This window comes from Streptomyces sp. TLI_55 (assembly GCF_900206255.1).
Lineage (GTDB): Bacteria > Actinomycetota > Actinomycetes > Streptomycetales > Streptomycetaceae > Streptomyces > Streptomyces aquilus.
In genome coordinates this window covers 7239985-7262139 of the sequence record NZ_OAOJ01000001.1, presented here as the reverse complement: position 1 = coordinate 7262139, position 22155 = coordinate 7239985, and the positions used below count along the sequence as shown (strand labels likewise).

Below are 22155 nucleotides of genomic sequence, written 5' to 3'. Positions count from 1 at the left end.
GGTTACGCCTCCCACACGGCCGCCGCCGTACGGTCGTCGGCGTAGCCCTTCACCCGGACCTGGGTGTCGGCGAGGAACGCGGCGAGGCCCGGCGGGGTGGGGCCGGACCACCGTCCCGTGAGGTACGCGCACAGCTCCGGCTCGCCGCGCAGCGGCTCCGCGAGGCCGCCGCTGCACATCAGGAGCGTGTCACCCGGGCGGGCTACCGAGGCGCGGAACCGGAACGGTTCGCGGGGTGGCTCAGGGGCGGGTTCGTAGGGGCTCGGCGGGGTGGGGATGCCGAGGTCCATGGTGAGGCGGTCGCCCTCGGGGGTCTCGGCGGGCAGCGAGCCGAAGCCGACGACCGGTTCGCCGGTGACGTCGGTGACGCGCGGCTCGATGTCCTGCCACTCGCCGTCCCGGAGCCGGAACAGGCCGCCCGCGCCGACGCCGAAGAAGACGCGGGTACGGCAGTCGGTGTCGGCGGGCAGGAGCAGACAGCGCAGGGTGGCGGAGTACTCCTCCGGGTCGACGCCCTGTTCGGCGGCGCTGGCGCGGAGTTTGCCGAGGCTGCGGTCGGTGAGGCGGTGCAGGCCGGACTTGAGGTCGCCGCGGCGGGCGGCCCTGATGTCCTCGGAGAGACGGGCGTGGCTGCGGCCGACGGCCCTGCCGATCCAGTGGCAGGCCTCGGCGGCGGCTCGGTGGGCGCCGGGCGTTGCGCGGGCGCCGGTGGCCATCGCGACCAGGACCAGGGCGTGGTCGCCGGTGCCGAAGCGGGCGGTGAGGAGGGAGTCGCGGCGGGGTTCGCCGCGGAAGCGGGCGGAGTCGCCGCGGACGGAGGCGGCGCGGAGGGTGCAGGAGCCGTAGTGGGCGCCGTCGAGGACGGTGTCGGCGACGAGGTCGTCGAGTTCGTCGGGGTTGGCGGGTGGGAGGGCGGTGGGTTCGGCTTCGTAGGTGGGCGGGCCTGAGCCGAGGTAGGTGACGGGGGGTGGGGGGAGGGTGGGGAGGTCCAGGCGGGTGGCGGTGCGGATGGGGGTCTCAGCGGGCGGGGTCGGTGCTGGGGGGTGGGTCTCGCCGGCCCGCGCCGGCGGGGTGCCGCTGCGCCCACCCGTGCCGCCCTGCGGCACGACTGCCCGCAGCGAGGGCGGCGGCGCGGAGTCGGCGGCCCGGGTGGGCTCCGCCCCAGCGGCACGACTGCCCGGAGCTTGCGGGGGCAGGTCGGCAGGCCGGGCGGGGGCTTCCGCAGGCCTCGCCGGGACATCCGCAGGACGCGCAGGCACCTCCGCAGCCTGCCCCCGGACGTCCGCAGGCCGCGCCGGGATGTCGGCAGGCCGTGCAGGCGCCTCTGTCGGCCGCGCCGGGATATCGGCAGGCCGCGCGGGGATTTCAGCAGCTTGCCCGGGGACGTTCGCGGGCCGTCCAGGCGCCTCCGCCGGCCGCGCCGGAAGGTCCGCGGGCCGTGCGGGGATTTCAGCAGCTTGCCCGGGGACGTTCGCTTGCTGTGCAGGCCCCTCCGCAGCCCCCGCCGGGATACCCCCAGGCCGTCCAGGCGCCTCAGCAGGCCTCGCCGGCAGATCCGCAGGCCTCGCCGGCAGGTCCGCAGGCCTCGCCGGCAGGTCCGCAGACTGCGCCGGGAGGTCCGCAGACTGCGCCGGGACGTCCGCAGGCCGTCCAGGGCCCCCCGCAGCCCCCGCGGGAATGTCCGCAGGTCGCGCCGGGTCCCCCGCGTCCTGCGCGGGGATCTCAGCTCCCTCCGTGCTCCCGTTCACCGTTCCCGCTGCCGACTCGTATCTGTCGTCCAGCGTGTCCGGGGCCATGGTCGGGCCCGTGTCCTCGGGCTTGTCGTCGTACAGCTGTTCCCACCAGTCGTCCTCGTGGCCGGTGGGCCTTCCCCCCTGATGGCTCATGCCCCTAATTGTCCACCGCGAGGGCCGGATGAAAACGGGGCAACCGGAAAATCAGCAGGTCGTGCGAAACAGGTCGCCGGGCGGTCCCACCCCCCACGGGAGAACCGCCCGGCGACGCCCGAGTGACCCGGGCCCGCGATCCCCTAACGTGCTAGCGCACGTCGTAGGCCCGGGTCACGATCTGGGTGACCGAGTTGCCGTTGGCGTCGGTCAGGTCGGCCCTGAGTGTGACCTGCTTTCCTGTCGCGGAGCTGTGGTCGACGACGGCCTGCCAGATACCGCCCCACCGCTGCGTCCACGCCTCGGTCCAGGTCTCGCCGCCGTCGTAGGAGTAGGCGAGCTTCACCGAGGTCAACGCGCCGGGGTGGTAGCCCGCGTGGCCCGTCGCGGTGAGCGTGATGCGTTGGCCGTCCTTGGCGGGGAGCGTCTTGAGGCCGTCCTCGGGGAGGGCGTAGTGCGGGAAGAGCAGCGGGATGCCCTGGGAGTACGCGTTCTCGTCGAGCGCCGAGCGGAAGGTCCAGGTCGTGGTCGTCTGCGTGGTGCGGTTCCAGACGCGGGCCGGTTGTCCGAACTTCGCCGTGTTCAGGGTGAGTTCGTACGACGACTCCTCCGCCGGGACCGTGAACACCCCGAACGGGTAAGGGCTGTCGCCGACGGTCTCGCCGTTCCGCTTCAGGACCATGCCGCCCAGGTCGCCGAAGCTGCCCTGGACGCCGATGTGTTGACCGTCGCCGTAGAACGCGGGGGCGACCCCGATGAGGTTGCCCTGACGTTCCGCGGCCAGCGCCTCGGTGCCGGTGTCGTCGAGGGGGCCGGTCGGCGCGAGGGCACCGCCGTACCACTCCTCCTGACGACGCTCGCCCTTCTCGTACGACCGCACGGGGTCGATCATGAACTCGGCCCAGGGGAAGCTGCTGGACAACTGCTGCCCCCAGCCGGTCGTGCCCGGCGTGAGGTACTCGGTGCGGGTGAAGGGCGCGGGGACGGTCTCGATGTCGCCGAAGTAGCCGGACAGGCCGCTCGGGCGGGTCATCGACGGGAGGTCGATATGGTCCGTCGCGCCGCCCGACATCGACTTGTACGTCGCCTTCGTCGCCGCCAACTCCCGGTCGCGGGCGCGGTAGACCCGGTCGCTGCGGAGCTGTCCCGTCTCCGGGTAGGCGAGGGTGTAGACGTACGGGCTCCTCGCCGTGGCCGTCCAGCGGAGGGTCGTGTCCGTCCCGGACGCCAGCAGCGCCTGTGCCTCCTCGGTCGGGATGCCCAGGACCGGCAGCGTGCCGCCGGTGAAGCCCGCCGACGGGTACCAGCGGCCCGGCGCCTCGCGGTAGCCGAGGACCGCCACGGCCCCGGCCGCCTTCGCGCGGTTCGCGACCTCGGAGGCGCCGCCGTCGTCCGGGAGCTTGACGAGTGCGATCTTGCCCTTCGCACCCGAAAGGTCCTCCGCAGTACCGGACTTGGCGTCGTAGAGCGCCGCCTGTCCCCTGCCGTCCAGGTTCGCGGAGTTCGTCGACGCGGTCACCGGGTGGAGCTTCCGCCCGCCCACGACCGCGAGTTCGGTGAGCTGCGGGGCCGCGGCGCGCCAGAAGCTGTCGAACTCGAAGGTGCCGTCGGTGGCCTTGCCGTCGACGGAGGAGTAGTAGCCGCGCAGGCCGCGCCCGCCCGCCGCGGTGCCACCGTGCAGCCAGGTGCCGTCCCACGAGCGGGCGAACCCGAGCGTGGCGCCCCGGAGTTCGGTCGGCTGGTCCGTGCGGACGCTGAGGTGGTGGGCCTTGCGGGCGTCGAGGACGACCGTGGTGTCGCCGCGGACCTCCAGCTGCGGACGGGCCAGGTAGGACAGGGAGTTGTAGAGCGTGCCCTCGGTCTCGGGGGTGGTGATGAAGGTGGAGAGGAAGTAGCTGCCCGGGCGGATCGTGTACGTCTGGTCGACCGCGCCGTCGTTGAAGCGGCGCTCGCCCGTGGCGTCGTCGGTGCCGATGACGTCGACGGAGGAGGCGCCGGTGGCGGGGTCGCCGTGGCGGTCGATCAGCTTGACGCGCAGGGTGACCGTCTCGGGCTGGACGTAGAGGGAGAAGGGGGTGGAGACGCGGACGCCGTTCGCCGCAGCGAGCACCCGGCCCGTGATGTCGCCGTACTGGGCGCGCTTGAGCGTGGCCGTGGGGTCGACGCGGAGCGGGACGGTGACCGTCTTGCCCGCCGGGACGGTGACCGACGTCGAGCTCAGGCGGGCCACGGGTGAGCGGACGGTGGAGCCGTCGTTGCCGGTGACCCCCGTCACCGACAGCTTCAACTCCACCGCTCTGCCGGTGGTGTTGGTGTACGGCACGGAGACGGTCGTGCGGTCGCTCGGGTCCTGCGGCCAGTTGTAGGTGCCGGCCTGGATGGCGGGCGTGCCGAGGATCGTCTGGTCGAGGGCGGCCTTGACGTCGAGGCGGCCGCCGCCGGTCTCGCGGACGTCGCCGGGGATGTCCGCGTCGGCGGCGGAGACGAGGGCGGCCTTGATGCGGGCGGCACTCCAGTCCGGGTGACGCTGCTTGAGGATGGCGGCGGCGCCCGCGACATGTGGGGTCGCCATCGACGTACCGCTCATGGACTGGTAGGCGTAGACGCCGCGCCCGCCCGCGTTGGCGGCGGAGATGCCGACGCCCGGGGCGGTGATCTCGGGCTTGAGGGTGTGGGCGCCGTAGACCGGGCCACGGCTGGAGAAGTTCGCGGTCGAGTCGTCGCGGTCGACGGCGCCGACCGTGAGGACGCTCGGGGCGCAACCGGGCGAGGACACCGTGTTGTTGCCGGGTCCGGAGTTGCCGGCCGCGATGACGAAGAGGGTGTTCGTGTGCGAGCGGGCGAGTTCCTCGGTGGCCTGGGCCATCGGGTCGGTGCAGTCCCGCTCGTCGGGGTTGCCGAGGCTCATGGACACCACGTCGGCGCCCTGCTCGACGGCCCACTGCATGCCGGCGATGATCCACGAAGTCTCGCCGTAGCCACCGTCGTTGAGGACCTTGCCGTTGAGGAGTTCGGCGCCGGGCGCGACCCCCTTCTTCTTGCCCCCGCTCGCGGCGCCGGTGCCGCCGACGGTGGAGGTGGTGTGGGTGCCGTGGCCCTGGTGGTCGTCGGTGTCGGCCGAGTCGGTGAAGTTCCGCGAGGCGCTGATCCGGCCCTTGAGGTCGGGGTGGTCGGCGTCGACGCCGGTGTCCAGGACGGCGACCTTGGTGCCCTTGCCGTCGTAACCGGCGGCCCAGGCCTCGGGAGCGTGGACCTGCTTGGTCGACCGTTCGAGGGTGGCCGACACCTTGGCGTCCAGCCACAGCTTCTTGAGGGACCCCTGGTTGACGTCGTCCCAGAAGGCGCCGGCCTTCTCCTTGTCCGCGTCCAGCGCCACGCCGTCGATCGAGCCGAGCACCCGGTCGCGTGCGGCGCCGCGCGGGGTCTTCGGGACGCTGCGGGCGGTGACGGCGCGGTCGTACGTCGCGATCAGCGGCAGCGTGTCGGTGTGGGCGTCGTCGTAGCCCTGCCGGACCAGGCCGGTGACGTTGAACAGCTCCTCGTCCACGCGTCCGGCGGCCAGTGCCTCGATCGCGCCCTCGGGATAGACGTAGAGGTCGTCGCCGTCCTGGCGGGTCTGGGTGAAGGGGGTCGTGCCGTCCTCGCCGGGCAGGGCGACGGCCCCGTCCTTCGTCACCAGGACCCGGTCGCCGGTGACGAGGGTGACGACGGCGCCGGCACCGGGGGTGGCCCGGCTGCCGGTCAGCGGTCTCGGCCCGTCGTGGTCGGCCGCGTGCGTGGGCGCGGCGGTCGTGACGGCCAGGACGACGGCGGTCGCCGCCCCCATCGCCGTACGGCGTATCGCTCTCGCCAAGATCGCTCTCCTGCCGTGTCGCCGCAGGCCCGCGTACGCGAAACGCGCAGGCCGAAGGGGCCCGAGGCGGGCCTTGCGGACGGTGGTTGATGCTGCGGTGGCGCCACGATGGCAGAGGGGCGGGTGGTGCGGCGATGATGTGCCGAGGCGGGTTTGCGCCGTGGCCGGTTCCCGCCACCGCGCTGCCGGGGAGGGGTCGTTGATGCTGGGTGTGCTGGGGCTGGACGAGACGCACGAGTCGGCGTACCGGGCGCTGGTGTCCGTGGGCGCGGCCGACGTGCCCGATCTCGCGCGGCGGCTGACGCTCGCGGAGCACGACACCGAGCGCGCCCTGCGCCGCCTGGAACGCCATGGACTCGCGGCCCAGTCCTCCGCCCGCCCCGGCCGCTGGGTCGCCGCTCCCCCGGGGGTGGCGCTCGGCGCGCTGCTCACCCAGCAGCGGCACGAGCTGGACAAGGCGGAGCTGGCGGCGGCGCTGCTCGCCGAGGAGTACCGGGCGGCAGCGGCCGAACCCGCCGTGCACGATCTGGTCGAGGTGGTGATCGGGGCGGCCGCGGTGGCGCAGCGGTTCCTGCAGTTGCAGCTGGGGGCCACCGAGGAGGTGTGCGCCCTGGTCACGGGCAATCCGGCGGTGGTCTCCGGCGGGGAGAACGACGCCGAGGAACAGGCGGCCGGACGTGGGGTGCGCTACCGGGTGGTGGTCGAGCGGTCGGTCCTCGATCTGCCGGACGGCATCAGCGAGCTGTCCGCCGCGCTGGGCCGGGACGAGGAGGTGCGGGTGGTGGACCGGGTGCCGACCAAGCTGGTCGTCGCCGACCGCGTCCAGGCCCTCGTACCGCTGACCTCGCACACGGCGGAGCCGGCCGCGCTGGTCGTGCACGCGAGCGGGCTGCTGGAGCTGCTGTCGGGACTGTTCGAGTCGGTGTGGCACCAGGCGCTGCCGCTGCGCCTGGGCGCCGCCGGGCTGACGGAGGAGGACGCCGACGCCCCCGACGGGACGGATCTGGAGGTGCTGTCGCTGCTGCTCGCCGGGATGACCGACGCGAGCGTGGCCAAGCAGCTCGACCTGGGGCTGCGGACCGTGCAGCGCCGGGTGAAGCGGCTGATGGAGCTGGCGGGCGTGACGACCCGGTTGCAGCTGGGGTGGCATGCCCACGAGCGGGGGTGGGTGGCCCGGCAGTGACCTGGGCTAACCTTCCTGACCTGCGGTTTCTTCGGCCGTCGGGCACCCTGGACGCATGGGAGTGTGGGACCTCCTGCTGGTCGGCCTGGTCCTCCTGCTCGGCCTGTGCGGAGTGCTCGTGCCCGGACTGCCGGGATCGTGGCTCGTGTGGGCCGCGGTCTCGTGGTGGGCGCTGAAGGATCCGCAGCCCGTCGCGTGGTGGGTACTGGTGGGGGCCACCGTGGTGCTGTTCCTGTCCCAGGTGGTGCGCTGGGCGCTGCCACCGCGCCGGCTGCGCGCGAGCGGCGCGACCCCGCGGATGGGCGTGTACGCCGGTGTCGGCGCGTTCCTGGGCTTCTTCCTGGTCCCCGTGCTGGGCGCGATCCCCGGCTTCATGGCCGGCGTCTACCTGCATGAACGCCTCCGCCTCGGCCGGCACGGGGAGGCGGTCGCGGCGCTGCGCACGGTGATGCGCTCGGGCGGTTCCAGCGTGCTGACGGAACTGTTCACGTGCCTGCTGATCGCGGGGGCGTGGCTGGGGGCGGTGATCTGGGGGTGACCTAGGCCCGCGGTCCTGGTCCCAGGAACCGATGTGCCCGCGAGACGGACGTGTTTGGGTGGCCGCATGACCGAATTCAGCGAGGCCGAACGCGCGTATCTGAAGTCGCAGCGGTTGGGGCGGCTCGCCACCGTCGATCCACAGGGGCAGCCACAGGCGAACCCGGTCGGCTTCTTCCCGCAGGACGACGGGACGATCCTGGTCGGCGGCCACCAGATGGGCCGCAGCAAGAAGTGGCGCAATCTGCGGCAGAACCCGAAGGTCGCGCTCGTCGTCGACGACGTCGTCAGCCTGCGGCCCTGGAAGGTGCGGGGCATCGACATCCGCGGCGAGGCCGAGCTGCTGGTCGGCCCGCACGAACTGGGCCCGCACTTCAGCGAGGAGGTCATCCGCATCCATCCGCGGCGGATCCACAGCTGGGGCCTAGAGGACACCCTCGAGGGTCAGTAGCGCGGTCTTCCGCTCCAGCCCGCCCGCGTACCCCGTCATCGACCCGTCCGCTCCGATCACCCGATGGCAGGGCCGGACGATCAGCAGAGGGTTGGCGCCGATGGCACCGCCCACCGCCCTCACAGCCATCCTCGATGCCCCGATACGGGCGGCGATCTCGCCGTACGTGACCGTCGCCCCGTAGGGAACGTCGTCGAGCGCGGCCCAGACCCGCTCCCGGAAGGCGGTGCCCTCGGCCCGCAACTCCAGCCGGAACTCCTTGAGTTCCCCGGCGAAGTAGGCGCCGAGCTGCTCTTCGGCGGCGCGGAAGGGCCCGGGGTCCCGCCGCCAACCCCCGTCCACGACCCGCCCGTTCTTCTGCCCGGGAACGGACAGGGAGGTGAGCGCGCCGCCCGGCTCGGCGGTGAGCAGCAGCGGCCCGACGGGGCTGTCGACGGTCGTCCAGTAGAGGGTCATTGGGGCTCCAACTCCCCTGCGGTGCGCAGGTGTTGCAGGGCGTACGAGCGCCAGGGGCGCCAGCTGTCGGGCAGGTCGAGGTCGGGCGGGGCGACGTCCGGGTCGCCGAGGGCGCGGGTGCGGATGACGGCGACCGTGCCGGCGTCCATGCCGGGGAGGGCGAGCAGGGCGGCCTGCGCGTCGTCGCGGTCGGCGCCCGGGTCGAGCCGTACGGCACCGTCGGCGAGGGCTGCGGCGAGGCTCGCGACGGGACCGTCGGCCTGGGCGAGGGCGCCGGCCTCGGGGAACAGGTGCGTGAGGCCGCCGCAGGGCGCGTCGAGGGCCTTGCCGTACCGCCGTACGAGCCGCTCGGCCTCCTCGGTCCCGACCAGTGCCCGCACCGCGAGCTCCTCGGGATCGGCCGCCCCGGGTGACCGCAGTCCGGGCCGGGCGGCGACCAGCGGAGCGAGCCGCGGATCGGCGCCGAGCCGCTCGTCGACGGCGTACGGATCGGCGTCGAGGTCGAACAGCCGGCGCAGCCGCCCCACAGCCGTGGTCAGATCCCGCAGGTCGGTGAGGTGCAGCCGGGCGTCGAGCCACCCCCGGGGCCGCTCGTCGACGGCGACGATCCCGGTGCCGTACGGCAGCCGCAGGGTCCGCCGGTAGACCCGCCTCCCGGGAGCCCCGCCGACCTCCTCGACGCCCGGTACGGCCTCGGCGGCCAGGACGTCGAAGACGGCGGAGGACTGGTAGGCGCCCCGGTAGGCGAGCCGCAGCGGCACCCCGGCCGACGGGGTGGCCGTACGACGCGCGCCGGGGGCGGCGGCGCGCAGTTCGCTCGGCGTCGAGGCGTACACGCTGCGGATCGTGTCGTTGAACTGCCTGACGCTGGCGAATCCGGCGGCAAAGGCGACCTGCGTGACCGGCAGCTCGGTGGTCTGGAGCAGGACGCGTGCCGTGTGCGAGCGCTGGGCCCGCGCGAGGGCCACGGGCCCGGCGCCGAGCTCGGCGGTGAGCTGCCGCTGGACCTGCCTGGCGCTGTACCCCAGCCGCCCGGCGAGCCCCGCGACGCCCTCACGGTCGACGACCCCGTCCCCGATCAGCCGCATCGCCCGCCCCACCACATCGGCGCGCACGTTCCACTCCGCCGACCCCGGCACGGCATCCGGCCGACACCGCCGACAGGCCCGGAACCCCGAGCCCTGAGCGGCGGCGGCGGTCGCGAAGAACCGCACGTTCCGCCGCTTCGGCGTGACGGCGGGACAGCTGGGCCGGCAGTAGATCCCGGTGGTGGAGACGGCGAAGAAGAACTCCCCGTCGAACCGACCGTCCCGGCTGCGCACGGCTTCGTACCTGGTGTCTTCGTCCATCACACTGTCCAGTGTGCGTCCTGGCCATGAGCGGGGCTGGCGGATATCAGACACGGCATTGATGAGTCACCCAGGGGCGCGGGGAACTGCGCGAGCAACCACAGACCACCCGCACCCGCCGGACAACAGACGAGGCACCCCACTAGACGCTAAGCCCACCGCCCCCGCTTGACCTCCATCGCCGCCTTCCCCTCAGCCCCCCGCTTCTTCCACTCCCGCCGAAGCTCCGCCCGGACCCGCGCATCGGTCTTGGCGACGATCCGCTGGTTCTCCCGAATCAGCTTCCGATAGCTCTCCAGCCGCCGCTCAGGCAGCTCACCGGAGTCGATCGCGGCGAGCACCGCGCACCCCGGCTCGCTCTCGTGCGCGCAGTCATGGAACCGGCAGTCCCCCGCCAGCTCCTCGATCTCGGCGAACACCTGCCCGACGCCGCTCTCGGCGTCGAACAGCCCGACCCCCCGCAGCCCGGGCGTGTCGATGAGGACACCCCCGCCGGGCAGGGCGAGCAGGTTGCGGGTCGTGGTGGTGTGCCGTCCCTTCCCGTCGACGTCACGGGCGGCCTGGACCTCCATGACGTCCGAGCCGACCAGGGCGTTGGCGAGGGTCGACTTCCCGGCGCCGGACTGCCCGAGCAGCACGGACGTGCCGCCGGAGATCACCGCGGTGAGGACATCGAGCCCGTCCCCGTCCACGGCGCTGACGGTCAGCACCGGCACGCCCGGCGCCGTGGTCTCCACGTCCTGGACGAGATGCGCGAGCGTCACGGCGTCCGGGACGAGGTCGGCCTTGGTGAGCACGACGACGGGCTGGGCGCCGCTCTCCCAGGCGAGGGCGAGGAAGCGCTCGATGCGGCCGAGGTCGAGTTCGACGGCCAGCGACACGGCGACGATCGCGTGGTCGACGTTGGCGGCGAGGATCTGCCCCTCGGAGCGCTTGGAGGAGGTGGAGCGCACGAAGGCGGTACGGCGCGGCAGATACGTCCGTACGTAGCGCGGGGTGCCGCCGGGTTCGACGGCGACCCAGTCGCCGGTGCACACGACCCGCAGCGGGTCGTGCGGGGTGACGAACGCGGTGTCGGCGCGCAGCGTCCCGTCGGCGGTGACGACGTCGCACTGTCCGCGGTCGACGCGGACGACCCGCCCGGCGAGCAGTCCTTCGGCGTCGTAGGGGGCGAACTCGGCCGCCCATGCGTCGTCCCAGCCGTAGGGAGCGAGCGCGGAGAAAACAGAAGAAGAAGTGGAGCTGGAGGAAGTCAAGGGTGACCCTTCGAAGGGGCCCCGGCAAAGAAGTCGAGTGAGGTCAGCCGGTGGCCACGGAGGTGGACGTGATGATCTGGATGCGGGCAGCGCTCGTCGCAGTGACAGCCATCGGTCGACACCTCCTCGAAAACACTCACTCGGCCAGCCCCTCCGGCTGGAACGTCCCCACCGTATCCGGGACCCCCTCGACCCCGTCAACCGAATTAATCAGGCCTTCTCATCAGGACTCTCATCAGGCCTTCGCGCAGGTCTGTCCGTTCAACGTCACGTTGTATCCCGGCGAGTTGGTCCCCTGCCAGGAGGCGATGAAGCCGAAGGCGAGGTCGGCGCCCGCCGCGACGGTCTTGTTGTAGTCGGCGGCGGAGGCGGTGACGCGGGAGCCGCTCTGGGAGAAGTTCGCGTCCCACATCTCGCCGACCTCCTGGCCGTCCTTGAAGGACCAGGCGACCCGCCAGTCGTCGAGGGCGTCCTCGGTGGTGACGGTGACGGTGGCCTGGAAGCCGTCGGGCCACTGGTTGACGAGCGTGTACTTGTAGGTGCAGGCGGCGCGTGCGGTCGTCGGGCCGGGCGCCGGTTCGCCGTCGTCCTGCGGGGCGGAGGAGGTGGTGCCCTGGGGTTCGGGGTCGGGGTTCTTCCGGGTGGGCGAGCCCTGGGTGTGGTGCGCGCTGGGGGTCGGGGAGTGCGACGGACTGCCGCTCGCGGACGGCAGGGTGGTGCCGGGGTCGGCCGCGACGGGCTGACGGTCCGCGGAGTCGCCGGGGCTCGCGTCGCCGTCGTTCATGCCGCCCTTGCCGAACGGCATCATCGAGACGCCGAGCGCCAGCAGCGACACCAGGACGGCGGTGACGAGGAGGCTGGTGCGCACGACCCGCGCCTTCTGCGCCCCGGGGTTCGGCGGCCCGGCGTCGACCGGTTCCGGGCGTCCGGCGCCCAGCCGCACCTCGGCGGCCCGGCGTCGGCGCTCCAGGTAGGCGAGGCCGCCCCAGCCGATGACCCCGCCCGCGAGCGCGGCGGGCAGCCCGCCGCCGTGCAGCCGCAGACAGGCGGCGGCCTCCGCGCACTGCACACAGGTGGCGAGGTGCCGGGAGAGGTCCTCGGGGGTGTCGGCGCCGGCGGACCGGGTGACCGCGTCGAGGAGCCGGGCGTAGCTGCGGCACTGCGCGGCCATCGGGGTGTCGAGGTGGTTGCGGTGGCTGCGGTCCCTGAACAGGCCGCGCACCTGGGCGAGTTCCTCGGACACGGTGGCCGGGTCGAGGCCGAGCCGGCGGGCCACCACGGACAGCGGCAGCGCCTCGACCTCGGCCAGCCAGAGCAGGTCGGCGTCGTGTTCCTGCATGTCGCGCAACCCGCGCAGGGCGAGCGGGCGTTGGAGCGGGGGACCGCTGTAGCGGTCCGCCTTCTCGGAGTTGAGCCAGAGCCGCAGGTCGGGGTCGAGCTTGTGTCCCTGTCCGCCGGCCTCCCAGGCGGCCGTCGTGGTGCGCACCGCGGTCAGCAGCAGCGGGATCGTCGGCAGCCGGGGCGTCCGCCGGCCGGCGCCGCGGCCCGGGCCCGCGTCGGCCGCCTTGACCTCGCGCATGCCGAGCGCGAAGGCCTCCGTGGACAGTTGGCTGGCCGCGGTGGACCCGGACGTGCACAGGTCGGCATAGGAGAGGACCGCGTCCCAGCACTCCGAGAACAGGGCGGCCTCGGCGGCGTCATGGGGGGTCGGCAGGTCGGGCATCGGTCTCCTGCATCCAGAGCGAGGTCAACTCACCTTATTGGCAACGGAGTTGTGGGGAACCTCGCGGCAGTGCACGAGCTTTTCACGGGTCCCACACAACTGACAAGCGGGCGATTCAAATCCGGTTACCGGCAGTTGAGGACCGCCCACGTCGCGTTGCCCTTGTTGTGCGTGTTGCGCCTGATCCTTCTGGTGTCACTTCTGGATACATACGCAAAGATGGCCCGGACGTCTCGATCCGGGCCATCTTCACGAGATTTCGAGAGGCTACGCCTCCACCGGCTCCTGCGCCGGCAGGCTGTCCATGAAGGAGCTCACGGAGAACACCGCGCGGCCGGCGCCGGGCTCACCGTAGCCGGGGGGCGAGGAGAGGCCGAACTCCTCCATCGTCTGGCGATAGGCCTGGAGCAGCCGGATGTGGTACTCCAGCGGGGCGCCCTGCGGGTTGGCCTTGCCGAGCGGGGTCGTCGGCTCGGGGCACCAGGTGGTGAAGCGGGGCGTGATGCCCTGCGACATGAAGAAGCGCAGGCCCTCCGTGGTCGAGGCGATCGCCTCGTCGACCGTCTTGAAGCCGAAGGGCTCGGCCATCTCCACGCCGGCCACGAAGTTGGGGATCACGTTGCGCGCGCCGAAGATCTCCGCCGAGTCGAGGATGCGCTTGTGCCACTCGTCGCGGCCGACGTAGCGCTCCTTGCCCGGGCAGTACATCTTGAACAGATACTCGTCCCACACCTCGTAGTTGGGGTGGTAGATCTGCACGCCGTAGTCCTTGAACCGCTGCACGTCGTCCTTGGGCAGCGCCTGGGCGACGACCTTGCCGATCCAGCGGCCCGGGAAGCGCTCCTCGATGGCCTTGGCGTAGTGGCCGTAGAAGTCGGCCTCGTCGCGGCCGGAGACGGTCTTGGTGATCGCGCCGCCGGTGAGCGTGTACGCGGTGGACGCCTTCTGGGTGTCGTACCGGTCGATGATCTCCAGGGCTTCGAGGACCTCCTCGACGTCCTTCACACCCGTGTACGGCCGGCCCGCCGCCTTGTGCTGGCGCCAGTTGTGGTTGATGTCGCAGTACTGGCACTCCTCCTTGGCGCCGAAGTACTGGCACACCCGGAAGACCGTCAGATAGATGAGATAGCCCCACTGGATGGTCGGGGCGACCTCCATCACGGACTTCCCGTTGGAGAGCTTGTGCTTGTAGTACTCCGGCATCGGCGGCACACCGACGTCGGCGATCCGCTTGCCGTCGAGGTAGAGGCCGAGCATGCCGCTGTCGTCGGCGGCGACGCGGTACGGCGAGGCCGGGTTCACGCGCACGGAGACGACGGTGCGGCGCAGGTCGTACGGCCCGCCCGTGAGGATGATCTCCTCCGGCGGGCGGCGCAGCGCGGCCTCGCCGAGCTCGGGGAGGGTGCCGTGGTCGAAGGAGAAGATGAAGTACGACTTCGGCTTGACCTCACCACCCTCGTTGTCGCTGAGGGCGGACGGGTCGAAGGCCACCCCGCCCCGGAGCAGATCCTCCTTGAAGACGGCCTCCCGCGGTACATGCGGGAACCTCTCCATCAGATCTTCGACCAGCGCGGTACGGCTGCCCATCCGTCATCTCCTCCCGGCTAAGGCGTTCGACTCCTCACGGTATGCCCCCGCCCGCCCGTCACGCGTACCGGGTCCCCTCGCGCCGTGCGATGTGTCCGGATACGGGGGTTTCGACGACCGGCGCCCCCCGCACGGACGTGAGCGGCACCACACCGCCCCTCAGCCCCGGCCCGGCGTCGGGCTGGGGCTGGGGCTGCGGCTGCCCTCGGACAGGCCGGCTCCTAGTCGATCGGCACCTCGACCGCCCACCTGGTGCCGCTGAACGGGGGCTGGACGCCGGGGGCGAGGCCCACGGTTCCGTCCTGGGTGTGGCCGTCGAGGAACCGGTTGCCCTCGATGTCTCCCAGGCACTTGATGGTGGTGATGTTGTCGCTGCTCTTGGTGGCCCGCCACCTGGTGCCCGTGAACGGCGGGCTGGTGTCGGGCGCTAGACCTACGGTTCCGTCCTGGGTGTGACCGTCGAGGAACCGGTTGCCCTCCACGTCTCCCAGGCATCGGAAGACGAACTCGTCCTGTGTTCCCTGGATCTTCCGCATGTCCCAACGAGTACCGCTGAAGGGGGGCCCGGTGTTGGGCGCGAGGCCCACGGTTCCGTCCTGGGTGTGACCGTCGAGGAAGCGGTTGCCCGGAAGCTCCCCTCGGCACCTGAGAAAGACAGTGGTCATAGCAGGCTTCCTTCTCGTCCGGCGGGCGAAGTACTCGGCACGTCCCCCGCATGCCCCGCCCACCGCTCTTCCCCCTCCGTCCAGCCTGCGCCTGTCGGCAACGGGGCGCCACTTGCACCCCTCAGGCCTCGCGCTCCAGCGCCGCCCACTCCACCGGATACGCCGGCCCCTCCCCCGCTCCCAGCCGCGCCGCCTCCTCCGCGACCGTCGCGCCCAGGCGGGCCAGTTCGTTGCCCTGGGAACCCGCGAGGTGCGGGGTGACGAACGCGTTGGGAAGGTCGTAGAGCGGGGAGTCGGCCGGGAGAGGCTCGGGGTCGGTGACGTCGAGGACCGCGTTCAGGCGGCCGGTGCGCAGTTCGGCGATGAGGGCGTCGTGATCGACGAGGCCGCCGCGCGCGGTGTTGATCAGGGTCGCCCCGTCGGGCATCAGGGCCAGCTCGCGGCGGCCGAGGAGATGGCGGGTCTCCGGGGTCTCGGGGGCATGGATCGTGACGATGTCGGAGGTGCGCAGGAGGTCGTCCAACTCCAGCAGAGGGACGCCGAGTTCGGCCGCGCGGGCGGCGTCGGCGTACGGGTCGGCGAGGGCGGGACGCAGATCGAAGGGGCGCAGGAGTTCCAGCACCCGGCGGCCGATGCGGGAGGCGCCGATGACGCCGACGCGGCGGCCCAGGTTGCCGATGCCGGGGACGACGACCCAGCCGGGGTGGACGCGGGTGTCGCGCAGCCGCTCGCGGGCGGTGAGCAGGTCCTTCCCGGCGAGGAGGATCATGGCGAGGGTGTACTCGGCGACCGGCAGCGCGTTGGCGACGGCGGCGGAGGAGACGGCGATGCCGCGCCGCCAGACCTCCGGTGTCGCGAAGCCCTTCACCGAGCCGGCGGAGTGCAGGACGGCCCGGAGTTTCGGGGCGGCGTCGAGGACGGACGCGTCCAGGCGGGGGCAGCCCCAGCCGGTGACGAGGATCTCGGTGCGGGCGAGCACCTCCCGCACACGCGGGTCGGTGAAGTCCTCGGCCACGAGGCCGTCGTCGATGTCCACCGACTCCCGCAGCCGCGCCAGCACATCCGGCGGGAAGACGAGCGGGACGTTGGCGGCGGTCATGGCGAACAGGGCCTGGGGGCGCTCGGGCAACGAAGGGGCCTTCCCGCTGGGCGTCTCGGACGTCTTGGACAGCAAACGATTTCCAACGTAGGCGGCGGCGAATGAGAGGGTCAACGCACACGCACTCACGTGGAGGGACGACAGGCATGACGGACACGGTCACCAACTGGGCGGGCAACATCACGTACACCGCGAAGGAGCTGCACCGGCCCTACTCGCTCGACACGCTCGCGGCGCTGGTGGCCACCAGCACGAAGGTGCGGGTGCTGGGCAGCGGGCACTCCTTCAACGAGATCGCCGAGCCGGGCGCCGAGGGGACGCTGCTGTCCGTCGCCGGGTTCCCGCCGGTGATCGACGTGGACTCGGCGGCGCGGACCGTGCGGGTCGGCGGAGGCGTGCGGTACGCGGAACTCGCCCGCATGGTCGACGCGCACGGGCTGGCGCTGCCCAACATGGCGTCGCTGCCGCACATCTCGGTCGCCGGATCGGTCGCGACCGGGACGCACGGCTCGGGCGTGGGCAACGGCCCGCTGGCGAGCGCGGTGCGTGAGGTGGAGCTGGTTCTCGCCGACGGCTCGACGGTCACGATCGGGCGGGGTGACCCGCGGTTCGGCGGTGCGGTGACCTCGCTGGGCGCGCTCGGGGTCGTCACCGCGCTGACGCTGGACCTGGAGCCGTCGTACGAGGTCGAACAGCACCTCTTCACCGAACTCCCCTTGGCGGAGCTGGACTTCGAGACGGTGATGGCGGCGGCGTACAGCGTCAGCCTGTTCACCGACTGGCGCGCGCCGGGCTTCCGGCAGGTGTGGCTCAAGCGGCGGGTGGACCAGCCGCTCGTCGAGTTCCCCTGGGCCGCGCCCGCGACCGAGAAGCTGCACCCGGTGCCGGGGATGCCCGCGGTCAACTGCACCGAGCAGTTCGGGGTGCCGGGCCCCTGGCACCAGCGACTGCCGCACTTCCGGGCCGAGTTCACCCCGAGCAGCGGGGCGGAACTGCAGTCGGAGTACCTGCTGCCGCGCGAACACGCCGTCGCGGCGCTGCACGCGGTGGACGGCATCCGGGAGACGGTCGCCGGGGTGCTCCAGACCTGCGAGGTGCGCACGGTCGCCGCGGACGAGCAGTGGCTGAGCCCGGCGTACGGCCGGGACACGGTGGCCCTGCACTTCACCTGGATCGAGGACACCGCGGCCGTGCTGCCCGTGGTGCGGCGGCTGGAGGAGGCACTCGACGGATTCGCGGCGCGGCCGCACTGGGGGAAGGTGTTCACCACGCCGGGCGCGGTGCTGCGGGAGCGCTATCCGCGGCTCGACGACTTCCGGGCGCTTGCGCGTGACCTCGACCCGAGCGGTAAATTCGCCAACGGCTTCGTGCGGGACGTACTGGGCGACTGACGTCAATGACGTACCGGGCGACCGACTTCGACAAAGCGGGGCGACAGACTTTATAAAGCCCCTTTCCTAACCCCTTGTCGAACGGCTGTGGCGGTCATAGCCTTGCCGCGCGCCGGTGCCGACGTCGTCCCGGCATGAGCCGAAGGGACGGGGGGCCACCTGGTGAAGCGCACGTCACGTGACATCCGCACCGCGAACCGCTACGAGGTGCTGCGCCAGATCATCGCCAAGTCGCCCACATCCCGGCAGGAGCTGGCGGCCGCCACCGGGCTGAGCCTCGCCACCGTCGCCACGCTCGTCGGGGAGCTGCTCGACCTGCGGATGATCACGGAGGTGGGGTTCGAGGACTCGGCGGGCGGCCGTCCCCGGGGGCTGGTCGCGGTCAACGCCTCGGGCGGCGCGCTGATCGGTGTCGACATCGCGGAGACGTACGTCCATGTCGAGCTGTTCGACCTCGGGCTGAACGTGCTGGCCCGGGCCGAGGAGGACGTCCGGCCGAGCGAGAGCCGGCCCGAGCAGGTGGTCGGGCATGTGGCCGCGGTCGTCGGCTCGGTGGTAGCGCAGGCCGGCATCGAGGGGGCGCGGGTCCTCGGCGTCGGGGTGAGTGTGCCGGGCCAGGTCGACCGGGCCACCGGCATCTCGGAGTACGCGCCCAACTGGGACTGGCACGACGTGCCGCTGCTCGACCTGCTGACCGAGCACATCGCCTATCCCCTCTATCTGGACAACCCGTTGCGGGCCTCGGCGGTGGCCGAGCTGTGGTTCGGGGCGGCGCGCGGGCGCGGGGACGCCGTGGTGGTCAACCTCGGGACCGGTGTGGGTTCCGGGCTGATCCTCGGCGGCGGGCTGCACCGGGGCGTCAGCAACAGCGCGGGCGAGTGGGGCCACACCACGATCGTGCTGGACGGCCGGCTGTGCCGGTGCGGCAAGAACGGCTGCGTGGAGGCGTATGTCGGCGCGTCCGGGATCATGCTGACGCTGCGCGAGTCGAGCGCCGACAGTCCGCTGCTGCACCCGGAGGACCAGACGGCGACGATCGCGGCGCTGGCGCGGGGGCTGGCCGAGCGGGACCCGGTGGCGGTCAAGGTGGTCCGCGACACCGTCCGCTATCTCGGGGCCGGCATCGCCGACCTGGTCAATCTGTTCAACCCTGAAGTGGTCGTGCTCAGCAGCTGGGTCGCGGCCGCCCTCGGCGAGCCCCTGGTGGAGGAGGTGCGCGAGGCCGTCGCCCGGCACGCGCTGCCCCGGCCGAACGCCGCCACCGAGATCGTCCTCTCCCCGATCCCCACCGACCCGGTGTGCCTGGGCGCGGCCACGTTCGCGCTCGAAGGGGCATTGCAGTCGGTCGGGCAGCGGCAGCAGAAACGCATTCCGGCGGCGCGGGCCAAGGCACGCCACGGGCAGTGAGCCAGGCCACTCGAAGGGGCCTGCAGGGAGCGATGTCCGGTATCCCGAACGTCACACAACGCTTCGCACAGACTTCGTCCAACCCCTTGCCGAAGCCTTAGCCGAAGGTTAACGTCCCGCACCGCAACGCCTTTTGAGCCATGGGCGCTGAGCCGCAGCCGTACTCGAGACAAGGACGTCACATGTCGGCAATGAGCAACAACAACTGGTCCCGCCGATCCCTGTTCCGGGCCGCGGCGGGGATGGCCGCCGCCGGGTCGCTGGCCGCGTGCGGCAGCAACACCGGCCGTGCCGGCGGCTCCGGGGACACGCTCGTCCAGTACTTCCACGCGTACGGCGAGGCGGGCACCGAGCAGGCCATCAAGCGGTACGCCAAGGCCTACAAGGACGCCAACGTCACGACCCAGTGGATCACCGGCAGCAACTTCGAGAACAAGCTGTTCCCGGCTCTGCTCACCAAGAACGCGCCCGACGTCTTCGAGTTCCACCCGCAGCTTCAGCTGGTGACGAGCGGCCAGGTCGCCGACCTGTCCGACATCGTCAACCCGGTCAAGGACGACTTCAACCCGGCCGACATCGCCTCGCACACGGTCGACGGGAAGATATACGGCGTCCGGATGATCGACGACCCGCAGTTCTTCTACTACCGCCCCTCGCTGTTCGAGAAGGCCAAGGTCGAGGTCCCCCAGACGCTGGAGGAGCTGATCGAGGCGGTCAACAAGCTGACGACCGACAAGGTCAAGGGCGCCTTCCTCGGCAACGACATCACCCCCGTCCAGAACCCGCTGATCTGGTCGGCCGGCGCGGACACCCTCAACGCCAAGAACGAGATCGCGTACCACACGGACGCCGTGGCCGACGGTCTCGGCCAGCTCCGCAAGCTGTTCACCAGCGGCAACCTGCTCCTGGACGCCCCCGCCGACTGGTGGGACCCGTCGGCCTTCACGCAGGGCCTGACCGCGATCCAGTGGTGCGGCATGTGGGCCATGCCGGTCATCCAGAAGGCGCTCGGCGACGACGTCGGCATCTTCCCGTTCCCGAAGGTCGGCGACGCGGGCAAGTTCTCCGTCGTCAACGGCGGTTGGTCGATGTTCGTCAACGCCAAGGGCGACAACGTCGACGCGGCCAAGGAATACGTCAAGTGGCTGTGGATCGACCAGAAGAAGTACCAGGAGGACTGGGCGCTCTCCTACGGCTTCCACATCCCGCCGCGCACCTCGATCGCCCAGTCCGCCACCAAGCTCAAGTCGGGTCTGCCGGCCGAGGGCGTCAAGCTCTTCAGCGAGTACGGCCACTTCGACAACATCGGCTGGACGCAGTCCATGATCGCCGCGCTCAACGACGTGATCGCCAACTCGGTGCGCAAGGGCGGCAGTCCGGACGCCGCGCTGAGCGCCGCCGACAAGAAGGTCAACGCCGAGCTCAAGAAGCTCTTCGGATAGACCGGCGGACGGACCTCGACATGTCGACCACCACCGAGATCGACCTCGCGCACCCCGCCCCGGCCAAGCCCGCGAAGGCGCGGCCGCGGCGGGGCCTGCGGGCCAACGCCACGCTCAGCTTCTGGCTGTTCACCAGCCCCTTCCTCATCGGCCTGATCGTCTTCGTGTTCGTGCCGATGGGCTGGAGCATCTACCTCAGCTTCTTCGAGGCCCGCTTCACCGTCTCGCCGAGCAGCTTCATCGGCTTCGACAACTACCGGGCGATCCTCGACAACCCCGACTTCACCGGGTCGCTGGTCACCTTCACCGTCTTCGCCGCGTTCATCGTCCCCACCACCTGGGCGCTCTCACTGGGCCTGGCGCTGCTGGTGCACCGCATCCGGTTCATGAAGGCGTTCTTCCGGTCGGTGTTCTTCCTGCCGACCGCGGTGTCGTACGTGGCCGCCGCGCTGATCTGGAAGATGTCCATGTTCAACGGCGTCCGCTTCGGGCTGGCGAACACGATCCTGAGCTGGTTCGGCGTCGACAACGTCGCCTGGCTCGCCAACCCCGACCCGCCCTGGTACTGGCTGGTCATCGTGACACTGCGGCTGTGGTTGCAGGCCGGCTTCTACATGATCCTGTTCCTCGCGGCACTCCAGAACATCCCGGCCGAGCTGTACGAGGCCGCCGCCATCGACGGCGCCAGGCCGGGCTGGCAGACCTTCCGGTACATCACCCTGCCGCAGCTGCGCGCGACCTCCACCGCGGTGATCCTGCTCCTGCTGATCGCCGCCTACCAGGCCTTCGACGAGTTCTGGAACCTGCTGGGCAAGGCGACCTGGGGCCAGCCGCCGCTCGTCGAGCTGTACAAGACGGCACTGGGCGAGAACCAGGACTACGGCCAGGGCAGCGCGGGCGCGGTCATCCTGACCCTGCTCATCCTGGTCATCACGCTGTTCCAGGGCAGGATCATGGGCTTCGGAAGGGGTGAGGAGTCCAAGTGACCACCACCGCACCTGACGTCAGGAAGACTCCCGCGACTCCCGCGAAGAAGAAGCGCGGAGGCGGGGTCATCGGCAACACCGGCCTCTACATCGCCACCGGCGTCGCCGCCCTGCTCTTCCTGATCCCCTTCTATCTGATCGTCCGCAACGCCCTGATGACGGACCCGGAGATCACGGGCGAGAACTGGAAGTGGTTCCCCACCGACATCCAGTGGGGCAACATCACCGAGCCGTTCCAGGACGAGACCGTCGACTTCGGCCGCGCCCTGTGGAACTCGTGGGTCGTCGCGATCCTGCACACCAGCGGCATCCTGCTGATCTGCTCGCTCGCCGGGTACGGTCTGGCCCGCATCCCGTACAAGCACGCCAACAAGGTCTTCTACGCCGTCCTTGTCACCCTGATGATCCCCACCGCCGTGACCTTCGTGCCCAGCTTCGTGCTGGTGTCGTCGCTCGGCTGGGTGGACTCCTACCGCGGTCTGATCATCCCGGGCCTGTTCAGTGGTTTCACCTGCTTCCTGTTCCGGCAGTACTTCCTGGGGTTCCCCAAGGAGCTGGAGGAGGCGGCGCGCGTGGACGGACTCTCGTACTGGGGGGCGTACTGGCGGGTCGTCGTGCCCAACTCGCTGAACTTCTTCGCGGCCATGGCCACGATCACGTTCATCAGCGGCTGGAACTCCTTCCTGTGGCCCCTGGTCATCGGCCAGGACCCCAGCGCCTGGACCATCCAGGTCGCGCTGTCCGCGTACATGACCAACCAGACCGTGAACTACCACCTGATCTTCATGTCCACGGCCATCTCCATCCTGCCCCTGGTACTGGTCTTCCTCTTCCTCCAGCGCTGGCTGGTCCAGGGGATCGCGCAGACCGGCATCAAGGGCTGA

At 71.4% G+C, this 22155-nt stretch carries 17 protein-coding genes; 8 read left to right on the top strand and 9 right to left on the bottom strand.

Annotation, left to right across the window (positions count from 1 at the left end):
* Positions 1 to 2: 2 nt before the first annotated feature.
* A complete protein-coding gene (locus tag CRP56_RS48585; protein ID WP_373559771.1) occupies positions 3 to 1364 on the bottom strand; it encodes a protein phosphatase 2C domain-containing protein in 1362 nt (453 codons plus the stop codon).
* A gap of 673 nt (positions 1365 to 2037) precedes the next feature.
* Positions 2038 to 5712 (bottom strand): S8 family serine peptidase, encoded by a 3675-nt coding sequence (locus CRP56_RS33285; RefSeq protein WP_097270338.1) that lies wholly within the window; start codon positions 5710 to 5712, stop codon positions 2038 to 2040.
* A gap of 229 nt (positions 5713 to 5941) precedes the next feature.
* Between CRP56_RS33285 and CRP56_RS33280 the strand changes: the two genes are divergently transcribed.
* From CRP56_RS33280 to CRP56_RS33270, 3 genes are all read left to right on the top strand, one after another.
* Positions 5942 to 6922: a helix-turn-helix transcriptional regulator gene (locus tag CRP56_RS33280; RefSeq protein ID WP_097270336.1), complete on the top strand. Its 981-nt coding sequence runs from the start codon at positions 5942 to 5944 to the stop codon at positions 6920 to 6922.
* A 55-nt stretch (positions 6923 to 6977) separates the two neighbouring features.
* A complete protein-coding gene (locus tag CRP56_RS33275; RefSeq protein WP_097270334.1) occupies positions 6978 to 7460 on the top strand; it encodes a DUF456 domain-containing protein in 483 nt (160 codons plus the stop codon).
* A gap of 66 nt (positions 7461 to 7526) precedes the next feature.
* On the top strand, positions 7527 to 7910 hold the full coding sequence (locus tag CRP56_RS33270) for a PPOX class F420-dependent oxidoreductase (RefSeq protein WP_097270332.1): 384 nt from the start codon (positions 7527 to 7529) through the stop codon (positions 7908 to 7910).
* Here the strand turns inward: CRP56_RS33270 and CRP56_RS33265 are convergent.
* The 7 genes from CRP56_RS33265 to CRP56_RS33235 all read right to left on the bottom strand — a co-directional run bounded on the left by CRP56_RS33265 (position 7884) and on the right by CRP56_RS33235 (position 16075).
* The gene (locus CRP56_RS33265; protein ID WP_097270330.1) at positions 7884 to 8366 is read right to left on the bottom strand and encodes a methylated-DNA--[protein]-cysteine S-methyltransferase; all 483 of its coding nucleotides are present in this window, start codon (positions 8364 to 8366) and stop codon (positions 7884 to 7886) included. The genes CRP56_RS33270 and CRP56_RS33265 overlap by 27 nt on opposite strands.
* Positions 8363 to 9715: a DNA-3-methyladenine glycosylase 2 family protein gene (locus tag CRP56_RS33260; RefSeq protein WP_097270328.1), complete on the bottom strand. Its 1353-nt coding sequence runs from the start codon at positions 9713 to 9715 to the stop codon at positions 8363 to 8365. The genes CRP56_RS33265 and CRP56_RS33260 overlap by 4 nt, the downstream gene beginning before the upstream one ends.
* 149 nt (positions 9716 to 9864) lie before the next feature.
* Positions 9865 to 10971 carry a ribosome small subunit-dependent GTPase A gene (gene rsgA, locus CRP56_RS33255; protein ID WP_097270326.1) on the bottom strand — a complete coding sequence of 369 codons (1107 nt, stop codon included), beginning with the start codon at positions 10969 to 10971 and terminating at the stop codon, positions 9865 to 9867.
* 235 nt (positions 10972 to 11206) lie between these two features.
* Positions 11207 to 12694 (bottom strand): cellulose binding domain-containing protein, encoded by a 1488-nt coding sequence (locus CRP56_RS33250; protein WP_097270323.1) that lies wholly within the window; start codon positions 12692 to 12694, stop codon positions 11207 to 11209.
* 267 nt (positions 12695 to 12961) lie between these two features.
* On the bottom strand, positions 12962 to 14281 hold the full coding sequence (locus CRP56_RS33245) for a radical SAM protein (protein WP_097270321.1): 1320 nt from the start codon (positions 14279 to 14281) through the stop codon (positions 12962 to 12964).
* Positions 14282 to 14502: 221 nt separating this feature from the next.
* Positions 14503 to 14946, bottom strand: coding sequence for a hypothetical protein (locus CRP56_RS33240; protein WP_097270319.1), 444 nt, complete (start codon positions 14944 to 14946; stop codon positions 14503 to 14505).
* A 121-nt stretch (positions 14947 to 15067) separates the two neighbouring features.
* On the bottom strand, positions 15068 to 16075 hold the full coding sequence (locus CRP56_RS33235) for a hydroxyacid dehydrogenase (protein WP_097274683.1): 1008 nt from the start codon (positions 16073 to 16075) through the stop codon (positions 15068 to 15070).
* Positions 16076 to 16191: 116 nt separating this feature from the next.
* On the opposite strand from CRP56_RS33235, the gene CRP56_RS33230 reads away from it, so the two are divergent.
* The 5 genes from CRP56_RS33230 (at position 16192) to CRP56_RS33210 (ending at position 22155) form a co-directional block, all read left to right on the top strand.
* Positions 16192 to 17436 carry an FAD-binding protein gene (locus CRP56_RS33230; RefSeq protein WP_097270317.1) on the top strand — a complete coding sequence of 415 codons (1245 nt, stop codon included), beginning with the start codon at positions 16192 to 16194 and terminating at the stop codon, positions 17434 to 17436.
* Positions 17437 to 17598: 162 nt separating this feature from the next.
* Positions 17599 to 18843 (top strand): ROK family transcriptional regulator, encoded by a 1245-nt coding sequence (locus CRP56_RS33225; RefSeq protein ID WP_097270315.1) that lies wholly within the window; start codon positions 17599 to 17601, stop codon positions 18841 to 18843.
* 182 nt (positions 18844 to 19025) lie between these two features.
* Complete coding sequence (locus tag CRP56_RS33220) at positions 19026 to 20285, top strand: ABC transporter substrate-binding protein (protein WP_097270313.1); 1260 nt, start codon at positions 19026 to 19028, stop codon at positions 20283 to 20285.
* A gap of 20 nt (positions 20286 to 20305) precedes the next feature.
* Complete coding sequence (locus CRP56_RS33215) at positions 20306 to 21271, top strand: carbohydrate ABC transporter permease (RefSeq protein ID WP_097270311.1); 966 nt, start codon at positions 20306 to 20308, stop codon at positions 21269 to 21271.
* Positions 21268 to 22155, top strand: a complete 888-nt coding sequence (locus tag CRP56_RS33210; protein WP_097270309.1) for a carbohydrate ABC transporter permease — start codon at positions 21268 to 21270, stop codon at positions 22153 to 22155. Before CRP56_RS33215 ends, CRP56_RS33210 begins: the two co-directional genes overlap by 4 nt.

Excerpts from the sequence above, each read along its gene's own strand:
- CRP56_RS33240 (WP_097270319.1), bottom strand. The coding sequence starts at position 14,946 with ATGACCACTGTCTTTCTCAGGTGCCGAGGGGAGCTTCCGGGCAACCGC.
- CRP56_RS33275 (WP_097270334.1), top strand. The coding sequence starts at position 6,978 with ATGGGAGTGTGGGACCTCCTGCTGGTCGGCCTGGTCCTCCTGCTCGGC.
- CRP56_RS33250 (WP_097270323.1), bottom strand. The coding sequence starts at position 12,694 with ATGCCCGACCTGCCGACCCCCCATGACGCCGCCGAGGCCGCCCTGTTC.
- CRP56_RS33270 (WP_097270332.1), top strand. The coding sequence starts at position 7,527 with ATGACCGAATTCAGCGAGGCCGAACGCGCGTATCTGAAGTCGCAGCGG.
- CRP56_RS33215 (WP_097270311.1), top strand. The coding sequence starts at position 20,306 with ATGTCGACCACCACCGAGATCGACCTCGCGCACCCCGCCCCGGCCAAG.
- CRP56_RS33245 (WP_097270321.1), bottom strand. The coding sequence starts at position 14,281 with ATGGGCAGCCGTACCGCGCTGGTCGAAGATCTGATGGAGAGGTTCCCG.
- CRP56_RS33265 (WP_097270330.1), bottom strand. The coding sequence starts at position 8,366 with ATGACCCTCTACTGGACGACCGTCGACAGCCCCGTCGGGCCGCTGCTG.
- CRP56_RS33285 (WP_097270338.1), bottom strand. The coding sequence starts at position 5,712 with ATGGGGGCGGCGACCGCCGTCGTCCTGGCCGTCACGACCGCCGCGCCC.
- CRP56_RS33220 (WP_097270313.1), top strand. The coding sequence starts at position 19,026 with ATGTCGGCAATGAGCAACAACAACTGGTCCCGCCGATCCCTGTTCCGG.
- CRP56_RS33260 (WP_097270328.1), bottom strand. The coding sequence starts at position 9,715 with ATGGACGAAGACACCAGGTACGAAGCCGTGCGCAGCCGGGACGGTCGG.
- CRP56_RS33280 (WP_097270336.1), top strand. The coding sequence starts at position 5,942 with ATGCTGGGTGTGCTGGGGCTGGACGAGACGCACGAGTCGGCGTACCGG.
- CRP56_RS33230 (WP_097270317.1), top strand. The coding sequence starts at position 16,192 with ATGACGGACACGGTCACCAACTGGGCGGGCAACATCACGTACACCGCG.